Source organism: Enterococcus sp. 3H8_DIV0648, assembly GCF_002140655.1.
GTDB lineage: Bacteria > Bacillota > Bacilli > Lactobacillales > Enterococcaceae > Enterococcus_A > Enterococcus_A hulanensis.
The window spans coordinates 2,957,003-2,978,532 of the sequence record NZ_NGLG01000001.1; the positions used below are offsets into that span (position 1 = coordinate 2,957,003).

A 21,530-nucleotide genomic window follows, 5' to 3' on the forward strand; every position below is an offset into this window, starting at 1 on the left:
CAATAGTATTCAATAGGATTCGTTACGGGGAAAGCTGGCAATGCCTAAAGAAAGTGTATGTACATACGCTCTCTTTGGGCATTTTTTTATTGCTAAAATAACAAATTTATTAATAGTAAGCGTGACAGATTCTGATTGAAAAGAAGGAGGAGTATCTGATGAATAATCGTGATTTAGCAAAAGCCATTTTAAAAGAAGTCGGCGGTGAGAAAAACATCAGCAGCTACACGAACTGTATCACTAGGTTGCGTTTTCAGTTAAAGGACAATGAAAAGGTAGACCAGCAGGCGATCGATGCGCTAGATGGCGTGTTGGGTTCACAGTTTCAAAGTGGACAATTTCAAGTAATCCTAGGTGGTAAAGTCGTGAATGTAACAAATGAATTCAGCGAGTTAGTCGACTTGCCTGATGAGGGCGACAAGGAAGGCGATGAGGAGAATAAAGGTATTTTATCCAATGTCTTAAACACCTTGTCTTCCATTCTGACCCCTGCTTTGCCGCCGGTCATTGCTGGCGGGCTGCTCAAAGGCTTCATTTTTATGTTTCAGAATTTTGGCTGGGTCAATGGCAGCAGTGATTCGCTGATCTTCTTTAATGGTTTGGCAGATTCGATGTTTTATTTCTTCCCGTTTCTATTAGCGGTAAGCTCTGCAAGGAAATTCAAGACCAATGAATATCTAGCCTTAACATTGGCGGGGCTTCTGATGTATCCGTTTGCCTTTGCTGACGGTCAAACGATGATCAAACTATTTGGCTTCATTCCTTTAGCAGTTGTGGACTACAGCGCTTCTGTGTTGCCGATCATCTTTTCTGTTTGGCTGTTGAAATATGTGAAGCGTTTCTTTGATCAGCGGATTCCTGAAATGGTCAACATGGTCTTTTCACCGTTACTGTCCTTACTGATAGTCGCTCCGATTGCCATGGTAGTGTTGGCACCTTTGGGTTATTACATCGGAGAATATATCGCAGCGGGCGTTAAATGGCTGATTGATTTTTCTCCCTGGTTGGCAGGACTAATTGTTGGCGGAACCAGACCAATCCTAGTTCTAGGCGGAATGCATCATGCAATGAACCCGATCATGCAGCAGGAGGTTTCCAGTTTTGGTTCTTCTCAGATGCTGGCAATGGTATTAATGAGTACCTTGGCACAGGCAACTGCGCCGTTAGTAGTTTATTTTAAAGAAAAAAATATCAAAGAAAAACAAGTGGCCCTATCGGCGGTGATCCCTGGTTATGTGGGGATTACGGAACCTGCGATTTATGGGGTATTAGTGCGATACAAAGGCGCAATGATTGCTGCGTGTATCGGCGGCGGAGTAGGCGCTGCGATCAGCACGATGTTAGGCGGGCGAAGCTTTGGATTTGTGATGCCGGGTCTGCTGTCTCTACCAGCTTTCATGGGTGAAGGCTTTATCGGAGTAGTTATCGGCTGTCTTGTTTCGGTCATCGTCACGGCACTGTTAACGTTCGTTTTGATGGACCGATTTAAAAAAGAAAAGAAAGTGAATAAAGCAGCAGAAACCGTTACGGATCTCGAACCTGCGATCACTGTGTCTTCTCCAGTTGTTGGGGAACAAGTTTCGCTTGATCGTATTGAAGATGCTACTTTCTCAAAAGAAATTTTAGGAGCGACTGCCGCGATCCAATCTGCCGATGGTCGGATTTATGCACCGATGGCAGCTACAGTAAAAGCTGTTTTTCCGACAAAGCACGCGATTGGCTTGGCGCTGGAAAATGGTGTTGAACTGTTGATCCATATTGGCTTGGATACTGTCTCGATGAATGGCGAAGGTTTTGAGCTGAACGTTCAGCAAGGAGATTTAGTTCAAAAAGGCGATGTACTGCTGACCTTTGATCAAGACCTGATTAAGTCCAAACAATTAAACGACGTGATTATTGTTGTGATCACAAACACCGAAACCTTTGGCGCAGTAAGAAAAAATGAAAATGTGTCTAAAATAGATTTAAATCAAAATCTATTTGATATAACTAAATAAATCGTTAAGGAGAGAAAAACATGAGAGTAATTAGAACAGCAAGTCTGCAAGAAATGAACGAAGTAGGAGCGCAATACCTGCTAGGAGCTATGCATACTCAGCATCGTACGAATATTGCTATTACAGCGGGCTCAACTCCCAAAGGCGTATATGATGTAATGATTCCTTTAGTGAAGGACAAGGACTATTTTGATAACGTCCACTATTATAATTTTGATGAGATTCCTTTTAAGGGCGAGGATGGTTATGGTGTAACGATGACCAATTTAAATAAATTATATTTTGATCCAGCGAACATCAATCGGGAAAAAATCCATGTGTTGGATTGGACCAACTATGAAACACAGGACGAGCGGATTGCTGAAGACGGCGGTTTAGACTTTGTGCTATTAGGTGTAGGAGCCGATGGCCATTTTTGCGGGAATCTTCCCGGCACGACTAAATTTGGTGATTTGACAAGCCGAGTGGATGAAGATGCAACCCCTGATATGGTTGATGTATTGCTGAGTGAAGTGGGCGGCGTAGAAGAAAAACGGCCAGATTTCTATGTTACAATGGGGCCGAAGAGTATTATGCAAATCAAAAAGCTAGTAATGATTGCAAACGGTAAAGCCAAAGCCGGCATCGTAAAAAAATTGGTTGAAGGCGTAGTCACAGAGGATGTTCCAGCGACATTACTGACTACCCATCCTGATTTCACTTTAATTGTAGATGCAGAGGCCGCTGCACTGCTTTAGTATTTTCTAGGAGGAAATGCCGTGCGTGTTAAGCAGAGATTAAATAATAATGTTGTTCTGGTAGAGGACAAGGATCATGTATTGATGGTGGTTATGGGCAAAGGGGTAGGTTATAAAGCCTACCCTGGCGATTCAGTTAAAAAAACGCTTGTGGAACGAAAGTTTGAACTAAAAGATGATGCTGAAAATGAACTTGCCAGAGTATCGGCACTCATTCGTGATGTTCCGATTGAGTTCATCGCTTTGAGTGATACCCTGCTGAAAATGGCTGAAAAAGAGCTGCAGACAGAGTTTGGCCTGCCAATGCTGATTTCGTTGGCCGATCATATTTATTCGGCGATAGACCGGAAAAAGAAAAACATTCAAATCGTCAATCCCCTTTATTGGGATATCAAGCAGCTGTATCCCATCGAAGCAAAATTAGGTGAAAAAGCGGTAGAAATCATCAACGAGGAACGGCAAATCGTTTTGGAGGATTCCGAAGCGACCGCAATCGCGATGCACTTTATCAGCAATGGGAAAAACTATGACTCCATTCAACAGGCGATGAACTTTACTAAAATCATTTCGGATATTATTTCGATTATTCAATACCATTTTCAGTTCGAGATCGATCAAGAATCGATTGGATTTTCACGCTTGATTACTCACCTGCAGTATTTTTTGATTCGACAAGAAAAGGGGATCGGTATGATGAATATCAGTGACGAGATGATTCGCTTGGTCATTCATCAGTATCCGACATCTTTTCAATGTGCAGAAAAAATCATTAAGTACCTCAATGAAAATCAACAGGTTCAAACCTCATTAGAGGAAGAAATTTATTTAACGATGCACATTGAACGCGTCCGAAGCATATAGAAAAACTAGAATTTGAGTGCCGGTTTCAACGGTTCGACCAGATAAGGTAGGCTTTTGTAAAAGTGTTTAGCAGAAATTAAAATGTAGTCCAGTATGCAGTGCGAATGACGCGCTGCATACTTTTTTGTGTTGGTTTTGAAACGGTAGAAAAAGATTAAGATTCCAATGTTTATATTTCTTTTCCTCACAACTTCTCTCCGAAATCCTCCTGAACTTTGCTAAAATTAAACATAGAACAATTATTTTTCACAAGGAGAAAACCGATGCAAGAGAAAATCAAGGTATTGGTCATAGATGATGATCAGGAGCTTTGTTCTATTATTGAACGCTACTTAAAAAATGCGGAGTATGAGGCGCAGTTTGCTCATACTGGGGCTGGCGGGTTGAACATGGCGCTGACAGGTGAGTATCACTTGATCGTATTGGATATTATGCTGCCACAAATCGATGGGCTGAGTATTTTGACGGAGATTCGCAAACAGAGTGTGGTGCCGGTCTTGATGCTGACGGCAAAAAATGAAGAGGCGGACAAGATTCGTGGGCTGCAGCTGGGGGCGGATGATTATTTGACGAAGTCTTTTAGTATGGCGGAGCTGATGGCACGGATCGATTCGTTGGTGCGGCGGTACACAACGTTTAATCGTTCGACAGCGGGTTTTAAGTCGCTAACGTTAAAACATTTATCCTTTGATACGCAGACGCGGGTCGTTTTATTAGAGGGGCAAGCGTTGGAACTGACGGGAAAAGAGTTTGATCTTTTGTATTTTCTGGCTGCTCATAAAGGGCAGATTTTCACTAAGCGGCAAATCTATCAGCAGGTTTGGGGCGAGGCATATGCGTTTGACGACAACAACATCATGTCCTTTATCAGCAAGCTGCGGAAGAAGATCGAGCCGGATGTTGCGGAACCGTTCTTTATTCAGACTGTTCGCGGTGTCGGCTATCGTTTTAATCAGGAGGGATAAGAGATGATGGTACTGAGCAGTATTTGTATCTTATTGGCTTTAACTTGTCTGTATTTAACTGACCGCCTGCGGAAGAACAAGCAGCAGATCGCACAAGCGATGCTTGTTTTGGAGGATATCGGTGAGGGAAATCTTGATCGGAAACTGATTATTGAAGAAGGCTCGGATGTGGCTGAGTTTTGCTTTCGCTTCAATACGATTGTGACCGAGCTCAAGCAGCAGCTGAGTGGTCTTCAGGTTTCGGAAAATGAATACCGCAAGTTGATCACTAGTTTGTCCCACGATGTTCGTACACCGTTGGCTTCCTTGATTGGTTATTTAGAGGCGATCAATGATGGTTTGGTGACAGCAGAGGAGCAGCAAAAGTATCTGCATTCTTGTCAGGCAAAAGCCTTTGAGTTAGAAAAGTATATCGACACGCTTTTTGAGTGGGTCAAGCTTGAATCGGGGGAACGCCGTTATCAATTTGAAACGGTCGATGTTTGCGAGCTGCTGCGGGAAATCGTTAGTGACTGGATTCCGCGAATGGAAGTGCAATTTGACTATGAAATTCAGATTCCTGAAAAGGAGCTTTATTGCAAAGTGGATACGGCGGCATTTCGCAGGATCGTCGACAACTTATTGGAAAACAGCTTAACTCATAGCCAAGGAAACAAGATCAGCATTCAACTAACAGAACAAAATCAACAGGTACAGCTTGAGATTGCAGATAATGGCAAGGGCATCGCGGAGCAGAATCTGCCGCGGATTTTTGAGCGGCTGTATAAAGAGGATCAAGCTCGCGGCTCAAAGGGAAACGGCTTGGGGCTGGCGATCGTTCAAGAATTGGTCGCGGCCCATCAAGGAGAAATCAGTGTTCGCAGCAAATTAGGCGCAGGCACCCGATTTTTCGTAACACTGCCTGAATAAACCAGAAAAAAACAAGGATTCGGCAAGGTTAGGGCAAGGTCGCGTTGCTATGCTAGAGGTATAGAAAGGATGGTCGCTATGGAACAGTTTATTGTAAAAACCGCTGCGCTGTCGAAGCAATACAACGATCAGTTAGTGGTCAAGGATGTGTCGATGGCAATCCCCAAAGGAAAAGTCTATGGACTCTTGGGACGCAACGGCGCGGGAAAAACGACGATCATGAAAATACTTTTAGGTCTAGCAGGAGCAAGCGCCGGTGAAGTATTGTTATTTGGTCAATCACCGAATAAGCATCCCGAAGTATATTCGCGGATTGGAAATATCATCGAAACCCCAAGCTTTTATCCCTATTTATCAGGTCGCGAAAATCTAAAGGTCTTCTCTAAGCTGAAGGGGCAGGTCCAAAAAGACAGCGTGGAGAAGGCCTTGAAGCTGGTTGATCTGACGCAGGCTGAGCATAAGCGCTTCGCCAATTATTCATTAGGGATGAAGCAGCGGCTGGGGATCGCCAATGCGTTGATGAATGACCCCGAATTATTGATCCTAGATGAACCGACTAACGGCTTAGACCCCATCGGCATCGCTGAAATCCGCAAACTATTGAAGGAATTGACCGAAGTTCATGGGAAGACGATTCTGATTTCTAGTCATCAGCTGTCGGAGATCGAGCAAATCGCAGATATCATCGGCATCTTGCATAACGGCGAGCTGCTGGAGGAATGTGATCTGGAAAAAATTGCCCAGCACAATCAGCGTCATATCAGTATTACCGTCTCGGATATCCATCAAGCAACGCGGGTATTGGAGGAAAACTTGCACCTGACCAATTATACGGTGGACGGCCATAATACGATCAAGATTTTTGATTTTTCCTTTGAACCGCAAGAAATCAATCATCTATTTGGAAAAAACGGCATCGAGGTTTCCAGCCTGTTTATCGGCTCAGTCAATTTAGAAGAGCATTTTCGTACGATTACGGGAGGTGTTGGCATTGCGTAAGGTGATTTCTGCTGAATGGATGAAATTGAAACACAATCGGATCTTCGCTGTTTGTTCGCTGCTGACCTTATTTGCCTCGGCGTTTATGGTGTTTAAGGACTTGGTTATCGTTGAGAGCCCCATCGAAGATTATCGTTTCTGGCTGCCAACGGTCTATCTAGTTGTTGGGGCACTGTTGTCGATCATGAGCGGGTTCATCATCACGTTCTTGCTGCAGCGAGAATATGAAGACCGCACCATCAATAATGTATTGACCGCGCCAACCTCCAGATTGCGCTTTCTTTTAGGAAAATTAGCGATTTGGCTGATTTGGTATGTCGGAACCTTGATCGGGGTCGTGATCATTTATACGATCGGCGGCTGGCTGATTTATCCGGATACTTTTGGTTTAACAGGAACCAAAAGCTTAGTAACAACACTTTTAAAATATTGTCTATTAGCTTTTGTCGCTGCGATCCCGTTATTAACGGTGAGTGTCATGCAGCGAAAAGTGTTCTATCCAACGATCATGATCGCTTTGGCTTTTACCGGAATCCAAATGTTTGCGGTCAATATGCCCTACAAATTTGCCCGGATCATTCCTTGGTCAGCAGTGGTGGTTCAAAGTTTAGCTGAGCTGCCCTTCAAGGATGATCTGATAACCCTTGGAAGCATCTTTTTGACGGGGATCATTGGTTTTGTGGCGGCTTATTGGCTGTTTAAGAAGCAGGATTTGTAAGACTAAATACAGCTGCTCCATAAAAATTCTCCCCCGTAAATGGAAACGGAGGAGAATAGGGGGGGCTTAACATTTAACGAACGCGTGAATTGGTGCAGATCATGAGTCTGCATCAATTTTTTTATTTTTAATCAGGTTATTTCGGAAGTTTAAGACACCTTCCATTATTCCCCAGTTGCAGCGATGACCTTGGCATAGCCGCTATTTATTCGCTTAGTTAATTGTTCTTTTAAGCGCGGACTCGCAAAGGCTCCCTCGATGGCGTTTAGATTCAACGTTTTCATTTCTGGATAACTCAGCTGGCAGTATTTGGCTAAAAGGCTGTATTCTTCCGTCAAAGTTGTTTGGGAGACTGTGCGATTGTCCGTATTGATGCAGCATTTTACATGATGCTCCAAAAACGTTCGCAATGGATAATCAGTCCATTCTTTGATCGCATTTGTCTGGATATTGCTGGTAGGGCACAGTTCTAGCAACGTTCCTTTTTCGGCGCAGCAATCCATGGTAGCAGGATCATCCTTGATTGCGACACCATGTCCGATTCGGGAGGCGCCTAGACGAATCGCTTCGACGACATTTTGAGCACATCCGCATTCGCCTGAATGTAGAGTCAGCTCTAGCCCTGAAGCCAGCATGTAATCAGCAGTAGCTTTTATTGTTTCATTCGTTACGGCTTGTTCATCGCCGGCAAAGTCAAAGCCGACGATTTTTTCGCTATTCAATTGCTTGATCGCATCGATTAACTGCTTATTCGCAGCAGCAGAATGATGGCGCAGCGCAGAAATCAGCAGATTTGTTTGAACAGCGAACTGCTCTTGTGCTAGTTGAATCCCGTGACAAACAGCACGCAGGATTTGTTCGATCGATAAGCCATGTTCTTGATGAAGTAATGGCGCAAAGCGGATCTCGAGATAGCAAATGTTGTCTTCGCTTGCTTGTTCAATCAGGTCATAGGCCGCGATGGCAAGATTTTCCTCACTTTGCAGTAACGGTAAAATGCAGTCAAAGCTTTCCAGATATTCCTTTAAATGCTGACATTTTTTTGGTGCTATGACCTTAGTCAGCGACTCCAAGGGAACTCCCGCCTTGACGGCTAATTTTTCTAACGTCTTTATTTGAACGGAACCATCCAAATGGCAATGCAGCTCAATTTTTGGCAGGGAACGAATCATCTCTTTTTTCATACGCTGAACCTTCCTTTCACAGCTTGGAACAGGTGCGCTCCTGATTTTATCGCGAGGAGCACAGCGTCACAAAAGTCTCGATTGTTGATTGCAGCGGAAGGGTGGAATTGACTTTTTCCATATCATAGATGTATTTTTGCGGAATACTTTGAATGCCGTTGAATCCGCCTAAAATGCCGCCCAGCATAGAAGCAATCGTATCCGTGTCGCCGCCAACATTGACCGCCGCGTAAATGCCGCTCATTGTATGACCTTTTACTCCAGCCAGTAAACTAAACACAGCGGGAATGGATTCTTGGACAAGGAAATTCGTACCGACTTTATTCGCCGTCTCACTTAATAGCTGCTCAAAATCAGCAGCATGACCGCCGATTTTCACCGCTTCTTGAATTTTATAGGCAATGTCCACGCCGACAGAGATGTGGTGCTGCTGCTCGCCATATTCTCGGCCTTTTTTCGCGCCCCATACCGCCGCTTCGATAATGGTTTCCAGCGTAGCCTTTTCTGTCAAAGCGTTGGTTGCACCGCAGCAGATGGCCGCGGCGGCAGAAATGGCATTGCTATTGAAGTGGGTTGGTTTGCACATCAAGATAGTATATTCCAAAGCCTTCTCTACATTTCCGTTGGCTAATAATGCCAACGGGATCGTCTTCATGGCACCGCCATTAGTGGCTAGTCCGCTGTAGTTAATCAAACCGAATGGATCGACATCGGTAGGTCGTCCCGCTTTCATATTTTCGATGGCGGTTCGAGTCGTTGGTCCCGCAAATTTATCAAAATAATAGTCGTCGGTTCCCCAATTGATGATCGCTTGTTGGGCGATTTCTTCTGTAAAGTCTCCTTGATGGTCGATGATGGCCTGCATCAAATAATAAGACATACTGAAATCATCCGTGATTGTTCCGGCAGGATAATCTCTGGCAAAAGTATCATTTGGCGCCAAGGTATATTCTTTTACATAGCGTCCAAAAGTTTCAAGGATCTGATTGGTATTGCGCAATTCAGTCGGTGCGCCTAACGCATCCCCGATGGCTGCGCCGTACAGCGCTCCTAGCATTTTTTCTTTAGTCATGAACCGTTTGCTCCATTTCCATTTTGTTTTGGTTGTCTAATACTTTTAAGAACACATACCACATAAAGGTCAAGATGATCAGTAACACGATCTGTAAAATGGCCCCGCGAATCGAATTTGTCACGATGGCACCACTCACGATCAGCGGCATCGTATAAGGCAAGGCGACCCCGGTTGTAAATGGCACTAGCCCCAGATTCATTGCCAGATAAGAAAGCGTCGTGGTAATTATTGGTGTAGCCACCAAAGGAATGAACATAATCGGGTTTAACATGATCGGCAGTCCAAAAATCAGTGGTTCATAGACTCCGAAAATCCCCGGTGCCAGCGCGATTTTCCCTAAATCGTTCCAATCCGTCCGCTTCTTAAAAAGAAACAGTAAGGAAATCAAGACAGGAATAGAAAGATAACCGCCGTTTAGTACGAAGAAATCGGTAAATTGCCCAGTAACCAGATGTGGCAATTCTTTTCCAGCTTGAAAAGCAGCTAGGTTATCAAAGGACTGCGCGTTCCATATCGGTACCATGACACTGCCGACAATGACGTGTCCATGAAGGCCAAAGAACCAAAAGAGATTCACTAGGATTCCCACAATGATCGTTGCAGGAAGAGACGTTCCCAAAGAGGTCAATGGTTTTTGTAACATTTGATAGATCAAGTTATTGACGGTTTCAAACGGTGTCGCTTCAAAAATCATGCGAATCGCAAAAGCAGCGATCAGCGCTACTGCGATTGGAATAAAAGAAAAGAAGGAATCAGAGACTAATTTTGGCACACTGCTGGGCATTTTGATCGTCCAATTGTGCTGGATCGCATAGCGATAGATTTCCGTAGCAATAATCGACATAATAATTGCGGCAAACATCCCCACAGCACCGACTTCAGAAAGCGGCAAAACATTAAGGACCGGCTCGCCAGCTTCTGTTGCAGTGGTCATTGGGGTAATCATAATGAATGAGATCAAACTGACGATTGCGCCATAGATTGGATTCACGCTGTAATGATTAGATAGACTGTAGCCGATACCAGCAGCGACGATAAAAGAAATCACGCCCATTGTTAAAGAAAAGGTCGGAGAAACAAATGCTTGGAACTGAGTGATCGCCTTCTCGCCAAAAATATTCGGTAAAAAAGGAATATTTGCGATCGCCGTAAACATGGAACTGAAAATAGTGAAGGGCAGAGAGATTAAAAAGGCGTCTTTGATAGCGACCAGATAACGATTTTTACTAAATATATTTGCAAAAGGCAGCAAATATTTCTCTAATAACGCGGTTAACTTCTTCATAATGGATTCTCCTCATATTTTTTTAGAAAGCACTTTCACAGCTATTAAACCACATCGCTATATTGGAGTCAACCAAATATTATATTGGAACGTACCAGATTTGTTGTAAAAAGATTTTCTCTTGGCTATAATAAGGAAGGAAAGCGGCTCTACAAGGAGGTTACGATGGATTCTCTCAATTTATATAATCAAATAGCAGAAAAACTCAAAAAGAATATTTTAGATGATCAATACCCTTCTGGTAAATTGCCTAATGAACGGGAATTGAGTGAAACGTTTAAGGTCAGCAGAAGTACGATGAAAAAGGCGATGGATTCTTTAGTCGAAGACGGTCTTTTATTTAGAAAGGCCCGCTCAGGAACCTTTATAAACTTGCTATTCAAGAAAAATTACGACGACTATAGTCATCAAAAAAGAGGACCAATCGGCTTGACTAAATCTTTTTCAGAACAAGGAAAAGAAATCAGTTCAATGATCCTTTTATTCGAAGTGATTTTACCGCCAGAAGAAGTCCGCAAAGCGCTTTTGTTAACGGAGAATGATTTTACCTATCATTTTAAGCGGGTCAGATATATTGATAAAGTGGCTGTTTCAATCGAGACCAACTATATCCCGATTCAGCTTTTCCCTCAGTTAACAAAAGATATTGCGAAGGATTCGATTTATGATTACGCAATCACCGAAATGGGGATTTCGTTAACGAACTCATACGTTTCGATTTTTGCGGCGCCTTCTAATGAGGAAGATCAAAAGGAATTGCAGCTTACGCCTTGTGAGCCTGTTACTGTGACCGAAGAGATCGTTTTTACGGATACGGGCATTCCGTTTGAATACACGATCGTCAGAAATCATTACAAGAAGTTCACCTACAATACTTCAGTCAGTTCATTAAAATAAGTGGGGATAATTCAATCAGGTGTTGGTTATCAAGGAGGAGTTATGAAAGATTCTGTGATGCAGCAGCGGCTCGAAACGTTTAAGGCGTTTGGCGAGACGCTCAAGGGTGCGAAGGTTTATTTTCGCGAAGATTGGGAAGTGTTTTACTTTGATTTGCAGGGCAAGATGTTTGGGATGATGAGTAATCAAGCGAGTCAGGATGCCATCATTACCTTGAAAAATTTGCCGGAAAAAAATGAAGAGCTGCGGGAAATCTATGCGGGGATAGTGATTCCGGGATATTATACGAACAAAAATCATTGGAACTCGATCAAGCTGGCCAGCGATGAATTGCCGGATGAGGCCATCAAGCAACTGATCGAAACGTCCTATCGGCTGGTCTATCAAAAGCTGACGAAAAAGCAAAAAGCTGAAATCGAAGAATAAAAAAATGGCGCTGCATTATGCAGCGTCATTTTCGTTCTTTTTTTCTGACCAATGCAGTGCAAGGTAGTATCCTGTGATACCCATACCAATTAAAAAGCAGGCGGCATCGAAGCTGTTCACGTCTGGTTTGAAGAGCGCAAAGAGGATCACGACGATCAGCCAATTCGCTATACCCCATAAAACGTTTGTGGAGGCAGAAGCCGGTTTTTTCCAAGGCACGTCCCATTTTTCAGCAGTGATGCCTTTGACAAAGTGGGGAACACCGTTCGCAAACAGCATGCCCAAAACGATACAAATAATTGAATCCATTGTAATCTTCTCCCTCTGATGTGTTCACCCAGTAGTATACCTCTTTCCGAAATATTTTTCTGCCTATTTTTGAAATAAATTCTTGAAAGCTGAGCAGAGGATTTAACAGGTATCAGATTTTGATGTTAAGGTAGAAAAAGAAACCACAGCAGGCCTAACGAATTTCGGATCATAAAGACCGAATAATACGTTAGGCTTATAAAACAAGGAGGAATTGCTGATGAAAGCACCATTGATTACGATGAATGACGGGCATCAGATACCGGCGATCGGCTTAGGTACATACCAGATTCGCGGAGGAGCGGGACTTGATCAAGTCTTGACGGCGATCCAAGATGGCTACCGTCTGTTAGACACCTCCACCAATTATGACAGTGAAGGAATCGTAGGCGAGGCGATCCGCCGTTCCGGGATTCCCCGTTCTGAATTTTTTGTAACGACGAAATTACCTGGCAAGTACCATCACTATGAGGATGCCTTGATGATGATCCAAGAATCCTTGTTCCGAATGGGACTGGATTATTTTGATTTGTACTTGATCCATTGGCCGTTGCCAAAACGCGGATTATACGTAGAAGCGTGGCAAGCTTTAGTGACGGCGCAAAAACTAGGCTTGATCCGTTCTATTGGAGTCTCTAATTTTGAGCCGGAGCATTTAGACAAAATTATCGAGGAAACAGGTGTGTCACCTGCGATCAACCAAATCGAGCTCCATCCTTATTGGGTGCAGGAACGTATGGTGAAGGCCAATGAAGAACGCGGGATCATATCTGAAGCATGGAGTCCCTTAGGCCGCGGCAGCGATGCGCTGAAGGAAGCTGTAATTACTGAACTAGCTGAAAAATACGAAAAGAATCCGGCACAAATTATTTTGCGCTGGCATACTCAACGCGGGATCATTCCGATTCCTAAATCACGCAATCTGCTGCATCAACGGGAAAATTTAGACATTTATGATTTTGAATTGACGCAAACAGAGATTGAACGAATCAATTTGCTGGAAAAAGCAGATGGGCGGATCGAAGGACAAGATCCTAATGAATACGAAGAGTTCGATTAAGAGCATAGATGATTTTCCGACAACTTTAATAAAAAAATAAGCTAACTGGACATATTTCTTTGCTAAAAGAAAGAATATTTGATAATAATTAATTTTTCATTCAAAAACGTTTTCACTTGTGGCATACTGAAAAGTAAGAAGATGCTTCAAGGGAGGACGCAATGAAAAAAGTAGTGGCACTGGTTGGTGTGTTGGCGGCAGCGTTTCTAATCTTTTGGTTTGTTCAAAAGAATGACGTTGCAGTCGAAGACAAGTCGACGCCTGACTTTTCTCAGACAGAGCAGGTGGCGCCAAATGAAGATTTTTTCACGAATCGCGATTTGAATGAGCTGGATCAGGTAAACTATCCGCGCCATAAGGAGCTGATGGATGATTTGACCGGTGAAGGGAAATTAGTGAGAAAAACGACCCAAAAAGAATTCGTCGGAGCAAGGGCCAATGAAGACGGTCTTTCTTGGACGGGCTATTTCGAAAAATAAAAAACGTTTTGATCGTTTAGCGATCAAAGCGTTTTTTTTTCGTTCTATTTTTATAAATTCACCTGACGAAAGCGTTTAGCTGAAACTTTGTAGGCTCCCCACATCGCGACGACATAGATCAGAACTCCTGCTGCTAAAATCGGCAGCTGTTTGAGCTGACCAGCAAAGGTGACGGTATCCAGCCAAGCCAGCATTGGAAAGTGGACGCTAACTTCGACGATGATCGCAAGGACGGTTGCGAAGAATAGTCCTTTTAAAAAAGAGGTGCCAACCTTATAGACTGTCTGAAAATAACTAGTTAAAAAGATGAAATTAAAGCAAGCAAAGATCATCAAGCCAAAGCCGTAAAAGGCAACATTCGCTTCGATCCCGACCGGATTAGGCAGGGAGAATAGGCGCAGCCGTAAAAAGGCAAAGGGGATAGAAAACAAGATCGTCACAAGCTGCGACACCAGCAGCACCAGCCATTTCCCTAAAACGACTTCGGATCTTTTCAGCGGCAGCAGAGTGGTGTAATAGATATCATTGGTTTCCCGCGTATACATCAAATTAACGAAATTCCCGATCAAGCTGAAGAGAAAGACCATCATATAAGGGTAGCCAGGAATCAGGACAAGCGGCCCCATCAAGGCAAAGATAAATAAGTTGGGATGGGCTGCTAAACGAAGCTCCTTATAAAGTAAATTAGAATTCATAATGTTTCCCCTCCATTCGCACCATGATGTCTTCGAGGCTAAGCATCGCCGTTTCATCTGGCCGTTTCAGTTTTTGGAAATACGCGATAAATTCCTGTTTAGGAGCCTCTTTGACCAATTTCCCCTCTTTAATATAAACGATCGCATCTGCGCATTTTTCCAGATCAGAGGTAATGTGGGTAGAAAAAAGAATACTCTTATCGCCATTTTTGACGATTTGCAGGAAGATTTCGATCAGCTCATCTCGCGATACCGGATCGAGTCCGCTGGTAGGCTCATCGAAAATAAATAATTTTGCTTGGTGAGAAAGGGCTAAGGCGATTAAATATTTCACCCGCATCCCCGCCGAAAGCTCCTTGACCTTTTTATTCGGATCTAAGGAAAACAATTTTAGAAATTTTTGATACGCTGCTTCATCCCAATCGTCATAAAATCGTTTCGTGACCATCGTGATATCTTTGACCTTCTTCTCTTTATAAAAATCGATCCCGCCCAAAACGACACCGGTCTTTTGCTTGCAGCTCTGCTCATTTTCCAAAAAGTATTTTTCAAACATCATGACTTTTCCATGATCGACAGGGATCAGGTTCAATAAAGCTTTTAAGATGGTGGTTTTTCCAGCCCCATTGACGCCGATCAAACCAATAATCTTTCCCGCCGGTACTTGAAAGCTGACATTTTCCAATGTGAATGTCGGGTAATTTTTCGTAAGCTCCGTTACTTCCAGCAGGTTCATCAGGATTCCTCCTCTTGGTCAAAAAATGGTTTGAACATATTTCCTGTTCGTTCCATAAATACCTTACTATCAACTAGCGCGAGGCCCGAGGTTGCCGGATCTGTGTCGCCCAGCACCACTAGAGTATCGCCCGTTTCAATATTAAACAGGTCACGGGCTTTTTTCGGCAGGACGATCTGACCGCGGGTACCCACGGGAACGATGCCGAAGATATGCTTGCCGGCAGGACCAATAGGCAGCCCCGCTTCTTCTTGATTGTGCCGAATCAAATCGGTCAAAGTCACATCATAAAGAGTTGCCAGAGCATCACATTTCAGTACATCAGGTAAAGAATCCCCATTCTCCCATTTAGCGACCGCTTGTCGTGAGACATCCAATCTTTCTGCCACGTAATCCAGTGACCAATTATTTCGATTTCTTAACGACCGCAAGTTGCTGGCAATCGGACTATTCTGATTATTCATACTTTTCAACCTCCTTGATTACACTTTAGCTTAACTGATCAAAAAATAGAACCAACCAAATATGACGAAATTGGTTAGCTTTGGTTACGTGATAGAAAGAAGCTTTTTTGTTAAAGACTGCATTGGAATTTTAGGAATTGATCGGCCAAACTTTTGCTTGTGAATCGTTCGTGAAGAGTTGCGAATGCTTCACGCTTTTTTGTACATAACTGTACAAGCAGGGCGAAGGACGAAATCCAATAGAGAACGTACAATAAATATTGAAGTCAAGAAAGGGATGTTCGAATGAAAAAAAGTGTATTGTTGGTTTGTTCGATAACACTAGCGGCATTTGCGGCACCAGCCTTTACTCAGGCAGAAGAGACCACGCAAAGTACGACAATAACCACAAGCAGTACGACACTAGAAAACGAAAGCTCTGAAAGCGTTCTTTCGACTGAAACACCTGCAGTCGCGACACAAGAATCGTCTGCGGATCAAAATACAGCCGCCACCACGCAACCGCAAACAGCAGTTGTGAATGGAGAAGTAGTAGAGCTGGAACCGCCTCATAAAGAGGGGCAGGCTGAAGCAAATGCGACTCAAGCACCAAAAGAAGAATTAATGGAGGGAAATGCCCGCAGCTTTAGAGCTGCCGCGGCATCCGTTCCGATGTACCGCCTGTACAATCCAAATAGCGGTGAGCATTTTTATACGAAGACCACCAGCGAGCGGGATCACCTGCGTTCGGTCGGTTGGCGTTATGAGGGAATCGGCTGGCAGGCACCAACTGGCGGAAATCCTGTTTATCGCTTGTATAATCCGAATGCGGGGGATCATCATTATACGTTGAATGCAGGTGAACGGGATCATCTGAAAAAAGTTGGCTGGCGTTATGAAGGAATCTCTTGGTATTCGCCAAGTTCAGGTACTCCCTTATATCGCTTATATAATCCAAATGCAAAAGCCGGCGCGCACCATTACACACCGATTACCTCTGAACGGGATCAGTTGAAAAAGGCTGGTTGGCGTTATGAGGGGATTGCTTGGTATGCGGTGGGCAGCGGACAGCAGAGCCATGAGGATTACCGCTTGTTAGGCGTGAAAAACTACAATCAATATGCTTTGGGAGCACCAAGCGGTTGTGAAGGGGCATCTCTGCTTCAAGCATTGCAATATAAAGGGAAAATCACGAATTGGAGTCTGCGTTCCTTCTTAAACACGATTCCGAAATCATCGAATGGCAATCCCAACAGTGGATTTGTCGGTTCGCCTTTTGTGGAGAATTCGTACACCTATTCAGCGATCTATCCGGCGCCATTGACCACTTGGGGGCAAAAATACGGCAATGTTCAAAATATTTCCGGCAGCTCGATGAATACCCTGATTAACGAAGTGAAAAACGGCAATCCCGTCGTGGCATGGGTAACGATCAACTTCCAACCGATTCGCTGGGGGAATTGGAACTTTGGCGTTGCGGCCAACAACAATCATGCAGTTACCTTAGACGGCTTCAATAAAGCGGGCAATCAAGTCCATGTGTCTGACCCCATCAGCGGTTCATACTGGTTGAACCGGACGACCTTCGAGAATATCTACAATGCTAGAAAATACGCGGTGGTCGTTCGTTAAAAGTGAGCAAAATAAAAAAGCGGCCTGCGCCGCTTTTTTTATTTACCCTCCGCCCATTAGGAAGTCAAGGATATTCCAGCCGTCAGAAGTTTCTCCGCGGTAAAGCTCTGTGTACCCGCATCGTTTACAACTGATGGTAGTAAATTTTTTGTTTTGAACATCGAAAATCTTCGCAAAGTTTCCGCCAGTCGCTTGGAACTGATCGGATGTATAATGCTGCGACCCGCACTTATCACAAACGTATTGTTTCCTTTCCATTATTCCCACTCCTTTATATAAATTAGTTTCTTATTGCTTTAAATTATAGCAAATCCAGCGCCGCGGACATCCGTCTTTAGGAGTATCTATTAAAATATTTTTTGACAAGGCTCGCTTTTTTTGGTTAAATAAGAACATACGTTCGTATGAAAGGATGGCAACTTCCTTTTTCGCATTTTGGCAAGTACAACGTTACCTCTAACATTTTAGAAAATAAGGAGTGATTTTCGATGGAACTGGAAAGAAAAATAGAAATTTTAGCCGAATCTGCGAAATACGATGTTTCCTGTTCCAGCAGCGGCGTTGAAAATAATACACGGCCGGGAACTGTCGGCAGCACGCAGGTTTCAGGGATCTGTCATTCGTTTACACCGGATGGCCGATGTGTGTCCTTGTTGAAGCTGCTCTTTACCAATGCGTGTATTTTTGATTGCCATTACTGTATCAATCGGAAATCCAACGCTATTCCCCGAGCGACCTTCACGCCGCAAGAAGTGGCGGATTTAACCATGGATTTCTATATGCGCAACTATATCGAAGGGCTGTTCTTGAGTTCGGCAATCATTAAAAGTGCGGACTACACTTGCGAGCTTTTGATTAAGACCTTGAAAATCTTGCGCGAAGAAAAAGGCTTTCGCGGGTATATCCACGTCAAGGCGATTCCCAGTGCGGATGAAAAATTGATCGAGGAGTTAGGCTTTCTGGCAGACCGTATGAGCGTCAATGTCGAACTGCCTTCCCGCGAAAGTCTAAAATTGCTGGCTCCGGATAAAGATCCGTTTGACTTATACAAACCCATGAAGCAGATTACAACGGTAAAAAAAGAACAGGAATTTTTACCAGCGGTTCGGCGTGGACCGAGCTTCGTACCGGCCGGCCAGTCAACGCAGATGATTATCGGAGCCAGTCCTGAGAGTGATCGTTCGATCGTGAAGATTTCAGAGAATTTGTATCAAAAATATCAATTGAAGCGGGTGTACTATTCGGCGTACATCCCAGTCAATCAGGATAATTTGTTGCCAGCAGTAACTACCGAGCCGCCATTGCTGCGGGAGCATCGCTTGTATCAGGCCGATTGGCTGCTGCGCTACTATAAATTTACGGCCGATGAGATTTTATCAGAAGACAAGCCGAATTTTAATCTCTATCTTGATCCCAAAGCCAATTGGGCGGTGCAAAACTATCAGCGTTTCCCCGTCGATGTACAGACTGCAAGCTACGATCAGCTGCTGCGAGTCCCGGGGATCGGCCCCAAAAGTGCGCAAAACATCGTAAAAGCGCGAAAATATTATCGGCTGCATCTGACGGATTTAAAAAAATTAGGGATCGTGATCAAGCGGGCGCAATACTTCATCGCCTGCAATCACGAGACACCAGCGGGCTTGATCAAAGACCCAGAGTGGATCATTACCTCTTTGATCTCCTCAAAGCAATATCAAGTATTGAAGAAGCACAACACACAATCAACCAGCGAACAGCTGTCATTGTTTGATGTGGAACGGTTTGAACATGCAAAGAGTAGGTGAGTAAAATGCGAGAATCAGCGGAGCATTGGGAATATGATGGGAGTTTTCTAGGATTTATGACGATCGTGGACCGCAGCTTTCGCGCGCAAAAATTCCCGGCTTTGATTCTTTCACCGGAAACCGCGGTAGAAAGTTTGTTTTTGACGGAGTGGGTCGCAACCGATGCTGTGCGGGGCGAAAAAATTTATCGCAGGCTGCGGCAGCGACTGCGGCCGGAGAATTTTTTGTTTATTCAAAATGGTTTCTACGCGACCCTTGAAGGCAAAGAACGCTGCTTGTTAGACGCTATCGAGATCGCCCTGCAGACCAAAGATTTATTGGAAAATCATTTAGGCCATCCGTCGATCTTAGCATTACGAAAAAGCATTCGAACTCTATTAGGCGAGAACCATGCCTTGACGGGCTTTGTCCGTTTTGAATATGTCGGAGACGTACTATTCAGCAAGATCAATCCGAAGCATTATGTGATGCCGTACCTTTGCCCCCATTTTGCGGAACGTTATCCGCAGGAAAAAATCATGATCTATGATGAGACCCATGAGCTATTGGGCATCATCGATCATGGGGACATCCATTTAATGGAAAATACCAGCTGTCCAGAATTTGCCGAGGCGAGTAACGAACAGGAGATTCGCCAGCAATGGAAAACTTTTTTACGAGCCGTTACAATCAACGAACGAGCAAATTACGTAGCGCAACGCAATCATCTGCCCCTGCGTTTTCGTGGGAACATGACCGAGTTCAAGGCTTAGGCAAGTACACACCTTTTTGGGCGAGATTGGTCAGACATTCTTCCAGATAGGCATCGTTGTGTTCGGGATATAACGGATGGGTAACCGGCAGCGGCTCGTTGACCTTCAGTGGAGGAAGCATCTTCCCACGGTATAACGGGTCGTACCACAAGGGATCAGGTGTATAGCCCCGCCGCTCCATTTCCTCCATGACCAGTAAATGAAATTGGAACAGCTTATAGTAAGGATGGGTAAAGACGTAATCGACCGTCGCGTGTTTCTTCCCCCAGCCTTTGCCGCGCAACGCCGCTATTTCACGATGCTGTCCTAATAGCTGCTGGCGAGGGAGCAAGGGGATCAGTTTTTCATGCCAAAGCCGCATATTTTTTCCTCCGTTCTTGTTTCAATCAATTTTTCCATAAATCGCCAGCGCTGACGAATGATTTGCTTGAAGGGCTTTGCTTTTATGATTTTTCCGTTCTGATTTATAATAGGATTCATTAGGAAGCGAGTGAATCACATGGAAGAGAAAAAAACGCAAGGCTCGATGGCGGTTCTGGCAGCGCTGTTTGCTAATGTGCTGGTAGCGGTCAGTAAATTTATCGGCTATATGCTCAGCGGCAGTGCGGCGATGATGAATGAAAGTATCCACAGTGTGGTGGATTGCAGTAATCAAATTTTACTATTATTTGGCGATCGCCGGGCGGCTCGCGGACAAAGCGAGCTCCATCAGTTCGGTGAAGGACGTGCGAAATATTTTTTTAGTACGATCGTAGCCACGATGCTGTTTTTCGGCGGGGGCGCATTAGGTATTTGGGAAGCGGTAGAAAAATTATTCCATCCCAGTCATGAAGTAGCCAACCCCTTAATCGTATTAGCAATCTTAGTTTTCGGCATCTTAGTCGAAGGAAGCTCTTTGCGAATAGCCGTCAAAGAAATTCACGAACTGAACACAGAGAAACTGCCTTTGTTCAAATTTTTACACGAAAGCCGCCACAGTGAAATCTTGATCATTTTCACGGAAGATTTTTGCGCGGTGATCGGTCTAGTGCTGGCAATCATTGGGACAGTGTTGACGATGGCTACGGGCAATCCGATGTTTGATGCCTTGAGCGGATTATTGATCGGGATGATGCTGCTGTTTGCTTCAATCTTTTTAGCACGAGAATTTTACAGCTTAATCATTGGAGAAAGTGTTTCTAAAAATGATTTGGATAAAATCCAAAATGCCTTCAAACGAGCGGAAGTCAAAAAAGTGATCGACATCAAAACAGTCCACTTAGGCCCAACGGAAGTCATGATCGCTGCAAAAATCGACATCGCCGATTCTTATGAAGGCGTCAGTTATGATGTGGTCAATCAAATCGAGCGGGTGATCCGCAAGGCCTTACCAGATAAAAAAGCCTACATTTATATCGAAACCGACGAATACGATCCAGACTACGATCGAAAACGCCAAAAACAATCGGACACATAACCCCCCTTGTGCCCGATTTTTTGCCAGTTCTACTTCCTGCTTTAGCAGGTTAGTAGAATGGTATGCGTACGAGAATAGATTCATTTTTCTGTTTTTTTAGAAAAATGATTACCACACCTGGAGCTAGCTGC

The 21,530-nt window shown here is 44.1% G+C and carries 24 protein-coding genes; 15 read left to right on the forward strand and 9 right to left on the reverse strand.

The genetic code is table 11. The features are described from left to right. Positions 1-158 precede the first annotated feature (158 nt). The 7 genes from A5875_RS13665 (at position 159) to A5875_RS13695 (ending at position 7,186) form a co-directional block, all read left to right on the forward strand. A complete protein-coding gene (locus A5875_RS13665; RefSeq protein WP_088934112.1) occupies positions 159-1,997 on the forward strand; it encodes a glucose PTS transporter subunit IIA in 1,839 nt (612 codons plus the stop codon). A 20-nt stretch (positions 1,998-2,017) separates the two neighbouring features. After that, complete coding sequence (locus A5875_RS13670; RefSeq protein WP_088934113.1) at positions 2,018-2,734, forward strand: glucosamine-6-phosphate deaminase; 717 nt, start codon at positions 2,018-2,020, stop codon at positions 2,732-2,734. Positions 2,735-2,755: 21 nt separating this feature from the next. Continuing rightward, on the forward strand, positions 2,756-3,595 hold the full coding sequence (locus A5875_RS13675) for a PRD domain-containing protein (RefSeq protein ID WP_088934114.1): 840 nt from the start codon (positions 2,756-2,758) through the stop codon (positions 3,593-3,595). Positions 3,596-3,858: 263 nt separating this feature from the next. Then, the gene (locus tag A5875_RS13680; protein WP_088934115.1) at positions 3,859-4,560 is read left to right on the forward strand and encodes a response regulator transcription factor; all 702 of its coding nucleotides are present in this window, start codon (positions 3,859-3,861) and stop codon (positions 4,558-4,560) included. 3 nt (positions 4,561-4,563) lie between these two features. Next, positions 4,564-5,469, forward strand: coding sequence for a sensor histidine kinase (locus A5875_RS13685; RefSeq protein ID WP_088934116.1), 906 nt, complete (start codon positions 4,564-4,566; stop codon positions 5,467-5,469). Between the two features lie 78 nt (positions 5,470-5,547). After that, on the forward strand, positions 5,548-6,468 hold the full coding sequence (locus tag A5875_RS13690; protein ID WP_088934693.1) for an ABC transporter ATP-binding protein: 921 nt from the start codon (positions 5,548-5,550) through the stop codon (positions 6,466-6,468). 1 nt (position 6,469) lies between these two features. Next, positions 6,470-7,186, forward strand: a complete 717-nt coding sequence (locus A5875_RS13695) for an ABC transporter permease (protein WP_254911901.1) — start codon at positions 6,470-6,472, stop codon at positions 7,184-7,186. A gap of 164 nt (positions 7,187-7,350) precedes the next feature. On the opposite strand, the gene add is transcribed toward A5875_RS13695, so the two are convergent. The 3 genes from add to A5875_RS13710 are packed head-to-tail and all read right to left on the reverse strand — an operon-like array spanning position 7,351 to position 10,730. After that, positions 7,351-8,370 (reverse strand): adenosine deaminase, encoded by a 1,020-nt coding sequence (add, locus tag A5875_RS13700; RefSeq protein ID WP_088934118.1) that lies wholly within the window; start codon positions 8,368-8,370, stop codon positions 7,351-7,353. Between the two features lie 46 nt (positions 8,371-8,416). After that, positions 8,417-9,442 carry an ADP-ribosylglycohydrolase family protein gene (locus A5875_RS13705; RefSeq protein ID WP_088934119.1) on the reverse strand — a complete coding sequence of 342 codons (1,026 nt, stop codon included), beginning with the start codon at positions 9,440-9,442 and terminating at the stop codon, positions 8,417-8,419. Continuing rightward, positions 9,435-10,730: a PTS sugar transporter subunit IIC gene (locus A5875_RS13710; RefSeq protein ID WP_088934120.1), complete on the reverse strand. Its 1,296-nt coding sequence runs from the start codon at positions 10,728-10,730 to the stop codon at positions 9,435-9,437. The genes A5875_RS13705 and A5875_RS13710 overlap by 8 nt, the downstream gene beginning before the upstream one ends. 165 nt (positions 10,731-10,895) lie before the next feature. On the opposite strand from A5875_RS13710, the gene A5875_RS13715 reads away from it, so the two are divergent. Continuing rightward, positions 10,896-11,627 (forward strand): GntR family transcriptional regulator, encoded by a 732-nt coding sequence (locus tag A5875_RS13715; RefSeq protein ID WP_088934121.1) that lies wholly within the window; start codon positions 10,896-10,898, stop codon positions 11,625-11,627. Between the two features lie 42 nt (positions 11,628-11,669). Next, a complete protein-coding gene (locus A5875_RS13720) occupies positions 11,670-12,053 on the forward strand; it encodes an MmcQ/YjbR family DNA-binding protein (RefSeq protein ID WP_088934122.1) in 384 nt (127 codons plus the stop codon). A gap of 15 nt (positions 12,054-12,068) precedes the next feature. Here A5875_RS13720 and A5875_RS13725 read toward each other — a convergent pair whose 3' ends face one another. Then, the gene (locus tag A5875_RS13725; protein ID WP_088934123.1) at positions 12,069-12,362 is read right to left on the reverse strand and encodes a hypothetical protein; all 294 of its coding nucleotides are present in this window, start codon (positions 12,360-12,362) and stop codon (positions 12,069-12,071) included. 220 nt (positions 12,363-12,582) lie between these two features. Between A5875_RS13725 and A5875_RS13730 the strand changes: the two genes are divergently transcribed. Together A5875_RS13730 and A5875_RS13735 are read left to right on the forward strand one after the other, a co-directional pair. Further along, on the forward strand, positions 12,583-13,422 hold the full coding sequence (locus A5875_RS13730) for an aldo/keto reductase (protein ID WP_088934124.1): 840 nt from the start codon (positions 12,583-12,585) through the stop codon (positions 13,420-13,422). 161 nt (positions 13,423-13,583) lie between these two features. Beyond that, positions 13,584-13,901, forward strand: a complete 318-nt coding sequence (locus A5875_RS13735; protein ID WP_088934125.1) for a hypothetical protein — start codon at positions 13,584-13,586, stop codon at positions 13,899-13,901. 50 nt (positions 13,902-13,951) lie between these two features. Here A5875_RS13735 and A5875_RS13740 read toward each other — a convergent pair whose 3' ends face one another. The 3 genes from A5875_RS13740 to A5875_RS13750 are packed head-to-tail and all read right to left on the reverse strand — an operon-like array spanning position 13,952 to position 15,796. Then, entirely contained in the window at positions 13,952-14,596 is a 645-nt protein-coding gene (locus A5875_RS13740; protein ID WP_088934126.1) for an ABC-2 transporter permease, read from the reverse strand. Next, entirely contained in the window at positions 14,586-15,332 is a 747-nt protein-coding gene (locus tag A5875_RS13745; RefSeq protein ID WP_088934127.1) for an ABC transporter ATP-binding protein, read from the reverse strand. Before A5875_RS13745 ends, A5875_RS13740 begins: the two co-directional genes overlap by 11 nt. Next, positions 15,332-15,796 (reverse strand): helix-turn-helix domain-containing protein, encoded by a 465-nt coding sequence (locus tag A5875_RS13750; RefSeq protein WP_088934128.1) that lies wholly within the window; start codon positions 15,794-15,796, stop codon positions 15,332-15,334. Before A5875_RS13750 ends, A5875_RS13745 begins: the two co-directional genes overlap by 1 nt. A gap of 285 nt (positions 15,797-16,081) precedes the next feature. Here A5875_RS13750 and A5875_RS13755 point away from each other — a divergent pair, with 285 nt between their 5' ends. Then, positions 16,082-17,407, forward strand: a complete 1,326-nt coding sequence (locus A5875_RS13755; RefSeq protein ID WP_088934129.1) for a C39 family peptidase — start codon at positions 16,082-16,084, stop codon at positions 17,405-17,407. 42 nt (positions 17,408-17,449) lie between these two features. Here the strand turns inward: A5875_RS13755 and A5875_RS13760 are convergent, their stop codons facing one another. Then, positions 17,450-17,665: a zinc ribbon domain-containing protein gene (locus A5875_RS13760; protein ID WP_010747282.1), complete on the reverse strand. Its 216-nt coding sequence runs from the start codon at positions 17,663-17,665 to the stop codon at positions 17,450-17,452. Between the two features lie 230 nt (positions 17,666-17,895). Between A5875_RS13760 and A5875_RS13765 the strand changes: the two genes are divergently transcribed. Beyond that, positions 17,896-19,191 carry a putative DNA modification/repair radical SAM protein gene (locus A5875_RS13765; RefSeq protein WP_088934130.1) on the forward strand — a complete coding sequence of 432 codons (1,296 nt, stop codon included), beginning with the start codon at positions 17,896-17,898 and terminating at the stop codon, positions 19,189-19,191. Between the two features lie 5 nt (positions 19,192-19,196). Continuing rightward, positions 19,197-19,943, forward strand: coding sequence for a TIGR03915 family putative DNA repair protein (locus tag A5875_RS13770; protein WP_088934131.1), 747 nt, complete (start codon positions 19,197-19,199; stop codon positions 19,941-19,943). On the opposite strand, the gene A5875_RS13775 is transcribed toward A5875_RS13770, so the two are convergent. Next, entirely contained in the window at positions 19,933-20,304 is a 372-nt protein-coding gene (locus A5875_RS13775) for a TIGR02328 family protein (RefSeq protein WP_088934132.1), read from the reverse strand. The genes A5875_RS13770 and A5875_RS13775 overlap by 11 nt on opposite strands. Before the next feature lie 138 nt (positions 20,305-20,442). On the opposite strand from A5875_RS13775, the gene A5875_RS13780 reads away from it, so the two are divergent. Continuing rightward, a complete protein-coding gene (locus A5875_RS13780) occupies positions 20,443-21,399 on the forward strand; it encodes a cation diffusion facilitator family transporter (protein WP_088934133.1) in 957 nt (318 codons plus the stop codon). Positions 21,400-21,530: the final 131 nt, after the last annotated feature.

Bases quoted from the DNA above. Each gene is read 5' to 3' on its own strand.
- A5875_RS13665 (WP_088934112.1), top strand. From the start codon at position 159: ATGAATAATCGTGATTTAGCAAAAGCCATTTTAAAAGAAGTCGGCGGT.
- A5875_RS13670 (WP_088934113.1), top strand. From the start codon at position 2,018: ATGAGAGTAATTAGAACAGCAAGTCTGCAAGAAATGAACGAAGTAGGA.
- A5875_RS13680 (WP_088934115.1), top strand. From the start codon at position 3,859: ATGCAAGAGAAAATCAAGGTATTGGTCATAGATGATGATCAGGAGCTT.
- A5875_RS13685 (WP_088934116.1), top strand. From the start codon at position 4,564: ATGATGGTACTGAGCAGTATTTGTATCTTATTGGCTTTAACTTGTCTG.
- A5875_RS13690 (WP_088934693.1), top strand. From the start codon at position 5,548: ATGGAACAGTTTATTGTAAAAACCGCTGCGCTGTCGAAGCAATACAAC.
- add (WP_088934118.1), bottom strand. From the start codon at position 8,370: ATGAAAAAAGAGATGATTCGTTCCCTGCCAAAAATTGAGCTGCATTGC.
- A5875_RS13705 (WP_088934119.1), bottom strand. From the start codon at position 9,442: ATGACTAAAGAAAAAATGCTAGGAGCGCTGTACGGCGCAGCCATCGGG.
- A5875_RS13710 (WP_088934120.1), bottom strand. From the start codon at position 10,730: ATGAAGAAGTTAACCGCGTTATTAGAGAAATATTTGCTGCCTTTTGCA.
- A5875_RS13715 (WP_088934121.1), top strand. From the start codon at position 10,896: ATGGATTCTCTCAATTTATATAATCAAATAGCAGAAAAACTCAAAAAG.
- A5875_RS13720 (WP_088934122.1), top strand. From the start codon at position 11,670: ATGAAAGATTCTGTGATGCAGCAGCGGCTCGAAACGTTTAAGGCGTTT.
- A5875_RS13725 (WP_088934123.1), bottom strand. From the start codon at position 12,362: ATGGATTCAATTATTTGTATCGTTTTGGGCATGCTGTTTGCGAACGGT.
- A5875_RS13730 (WP_088934124.1), top strand. From the start codon at position 12,583: ATGAAAGCACCATTGATTACGATGAATGACGGGCATCAGATACCGGCG.
- A5875_RS13735 (WP_088934125.1), top strand. From the start codon at position 13,584: ATGAAAAAAGTAGTGGCACTGGTTGGTGTGTTGGCGGCAGCGTTTCTA.
- A5875_RS13740 (WP_088934126.1), bottom strand. From the start codon at position 14,596: ATGAATTCTAATTTACTTTATAAGGAGCTTCGTTTAGCAGCCCATCCC.
- A5875_RS13745 (WP_088934127.1), bottom strand. From the start codon at position 15,332: ATGAACCTGCTGGAAGTAACGGAGCTTACGAAAAATTACCCGACATTC.
- A5875_RS13750 (WP_088934128.1), bottom strand. From the start codon at position 15,796: ATGAATAATCAGAATAGTCCGATTGCCAGCAACTTGCGGTCGTTAAGA.
- A5875_RS13755 (WP_088934129.1), top strand. From the start codon at position 16,082: ATGAAAAAAAGTGTATTGTTGGTTTGTTCGATAACACTAGCGGCATTT.
- A5875_RS13760 (WP_010747282.1), bottom strand. From the start codon at position 17,665: ATGGAAAGGAAACAATACGTTTGTGATAAGTGCGGGTCGCAGCATTAT.
- A5875_RS13765 (WP_088934130.1), top strand. From the start codon at position 17,896: ATGGAACTGGAAAGAAAAATAGAAATTTTAGCCGAATCTGCGAAATAC.
- A5875_RS13770 (WP_088934131.1), top strand. From the start codon at position 19,197: ATGCGAGAATCAGCGGAGCATTGGGAATATGATGGGAGTTTTCTAGGA.
- A5875_RS13775 (WP_088934132.1), bottom strand. From the start codon at position 20,304: ATGCGGCTTTGGCATGAAAAACTGATCCCCTTGCTCCCTCGCCAGCAG.
- A5875_RS13780 (WP_088934133.1), top strand. From the start codon at position 20,443: ATGGAAGAGAAAAAAACGCAAGGCTCGATGGCGGTTCTGGCAGCGCTG.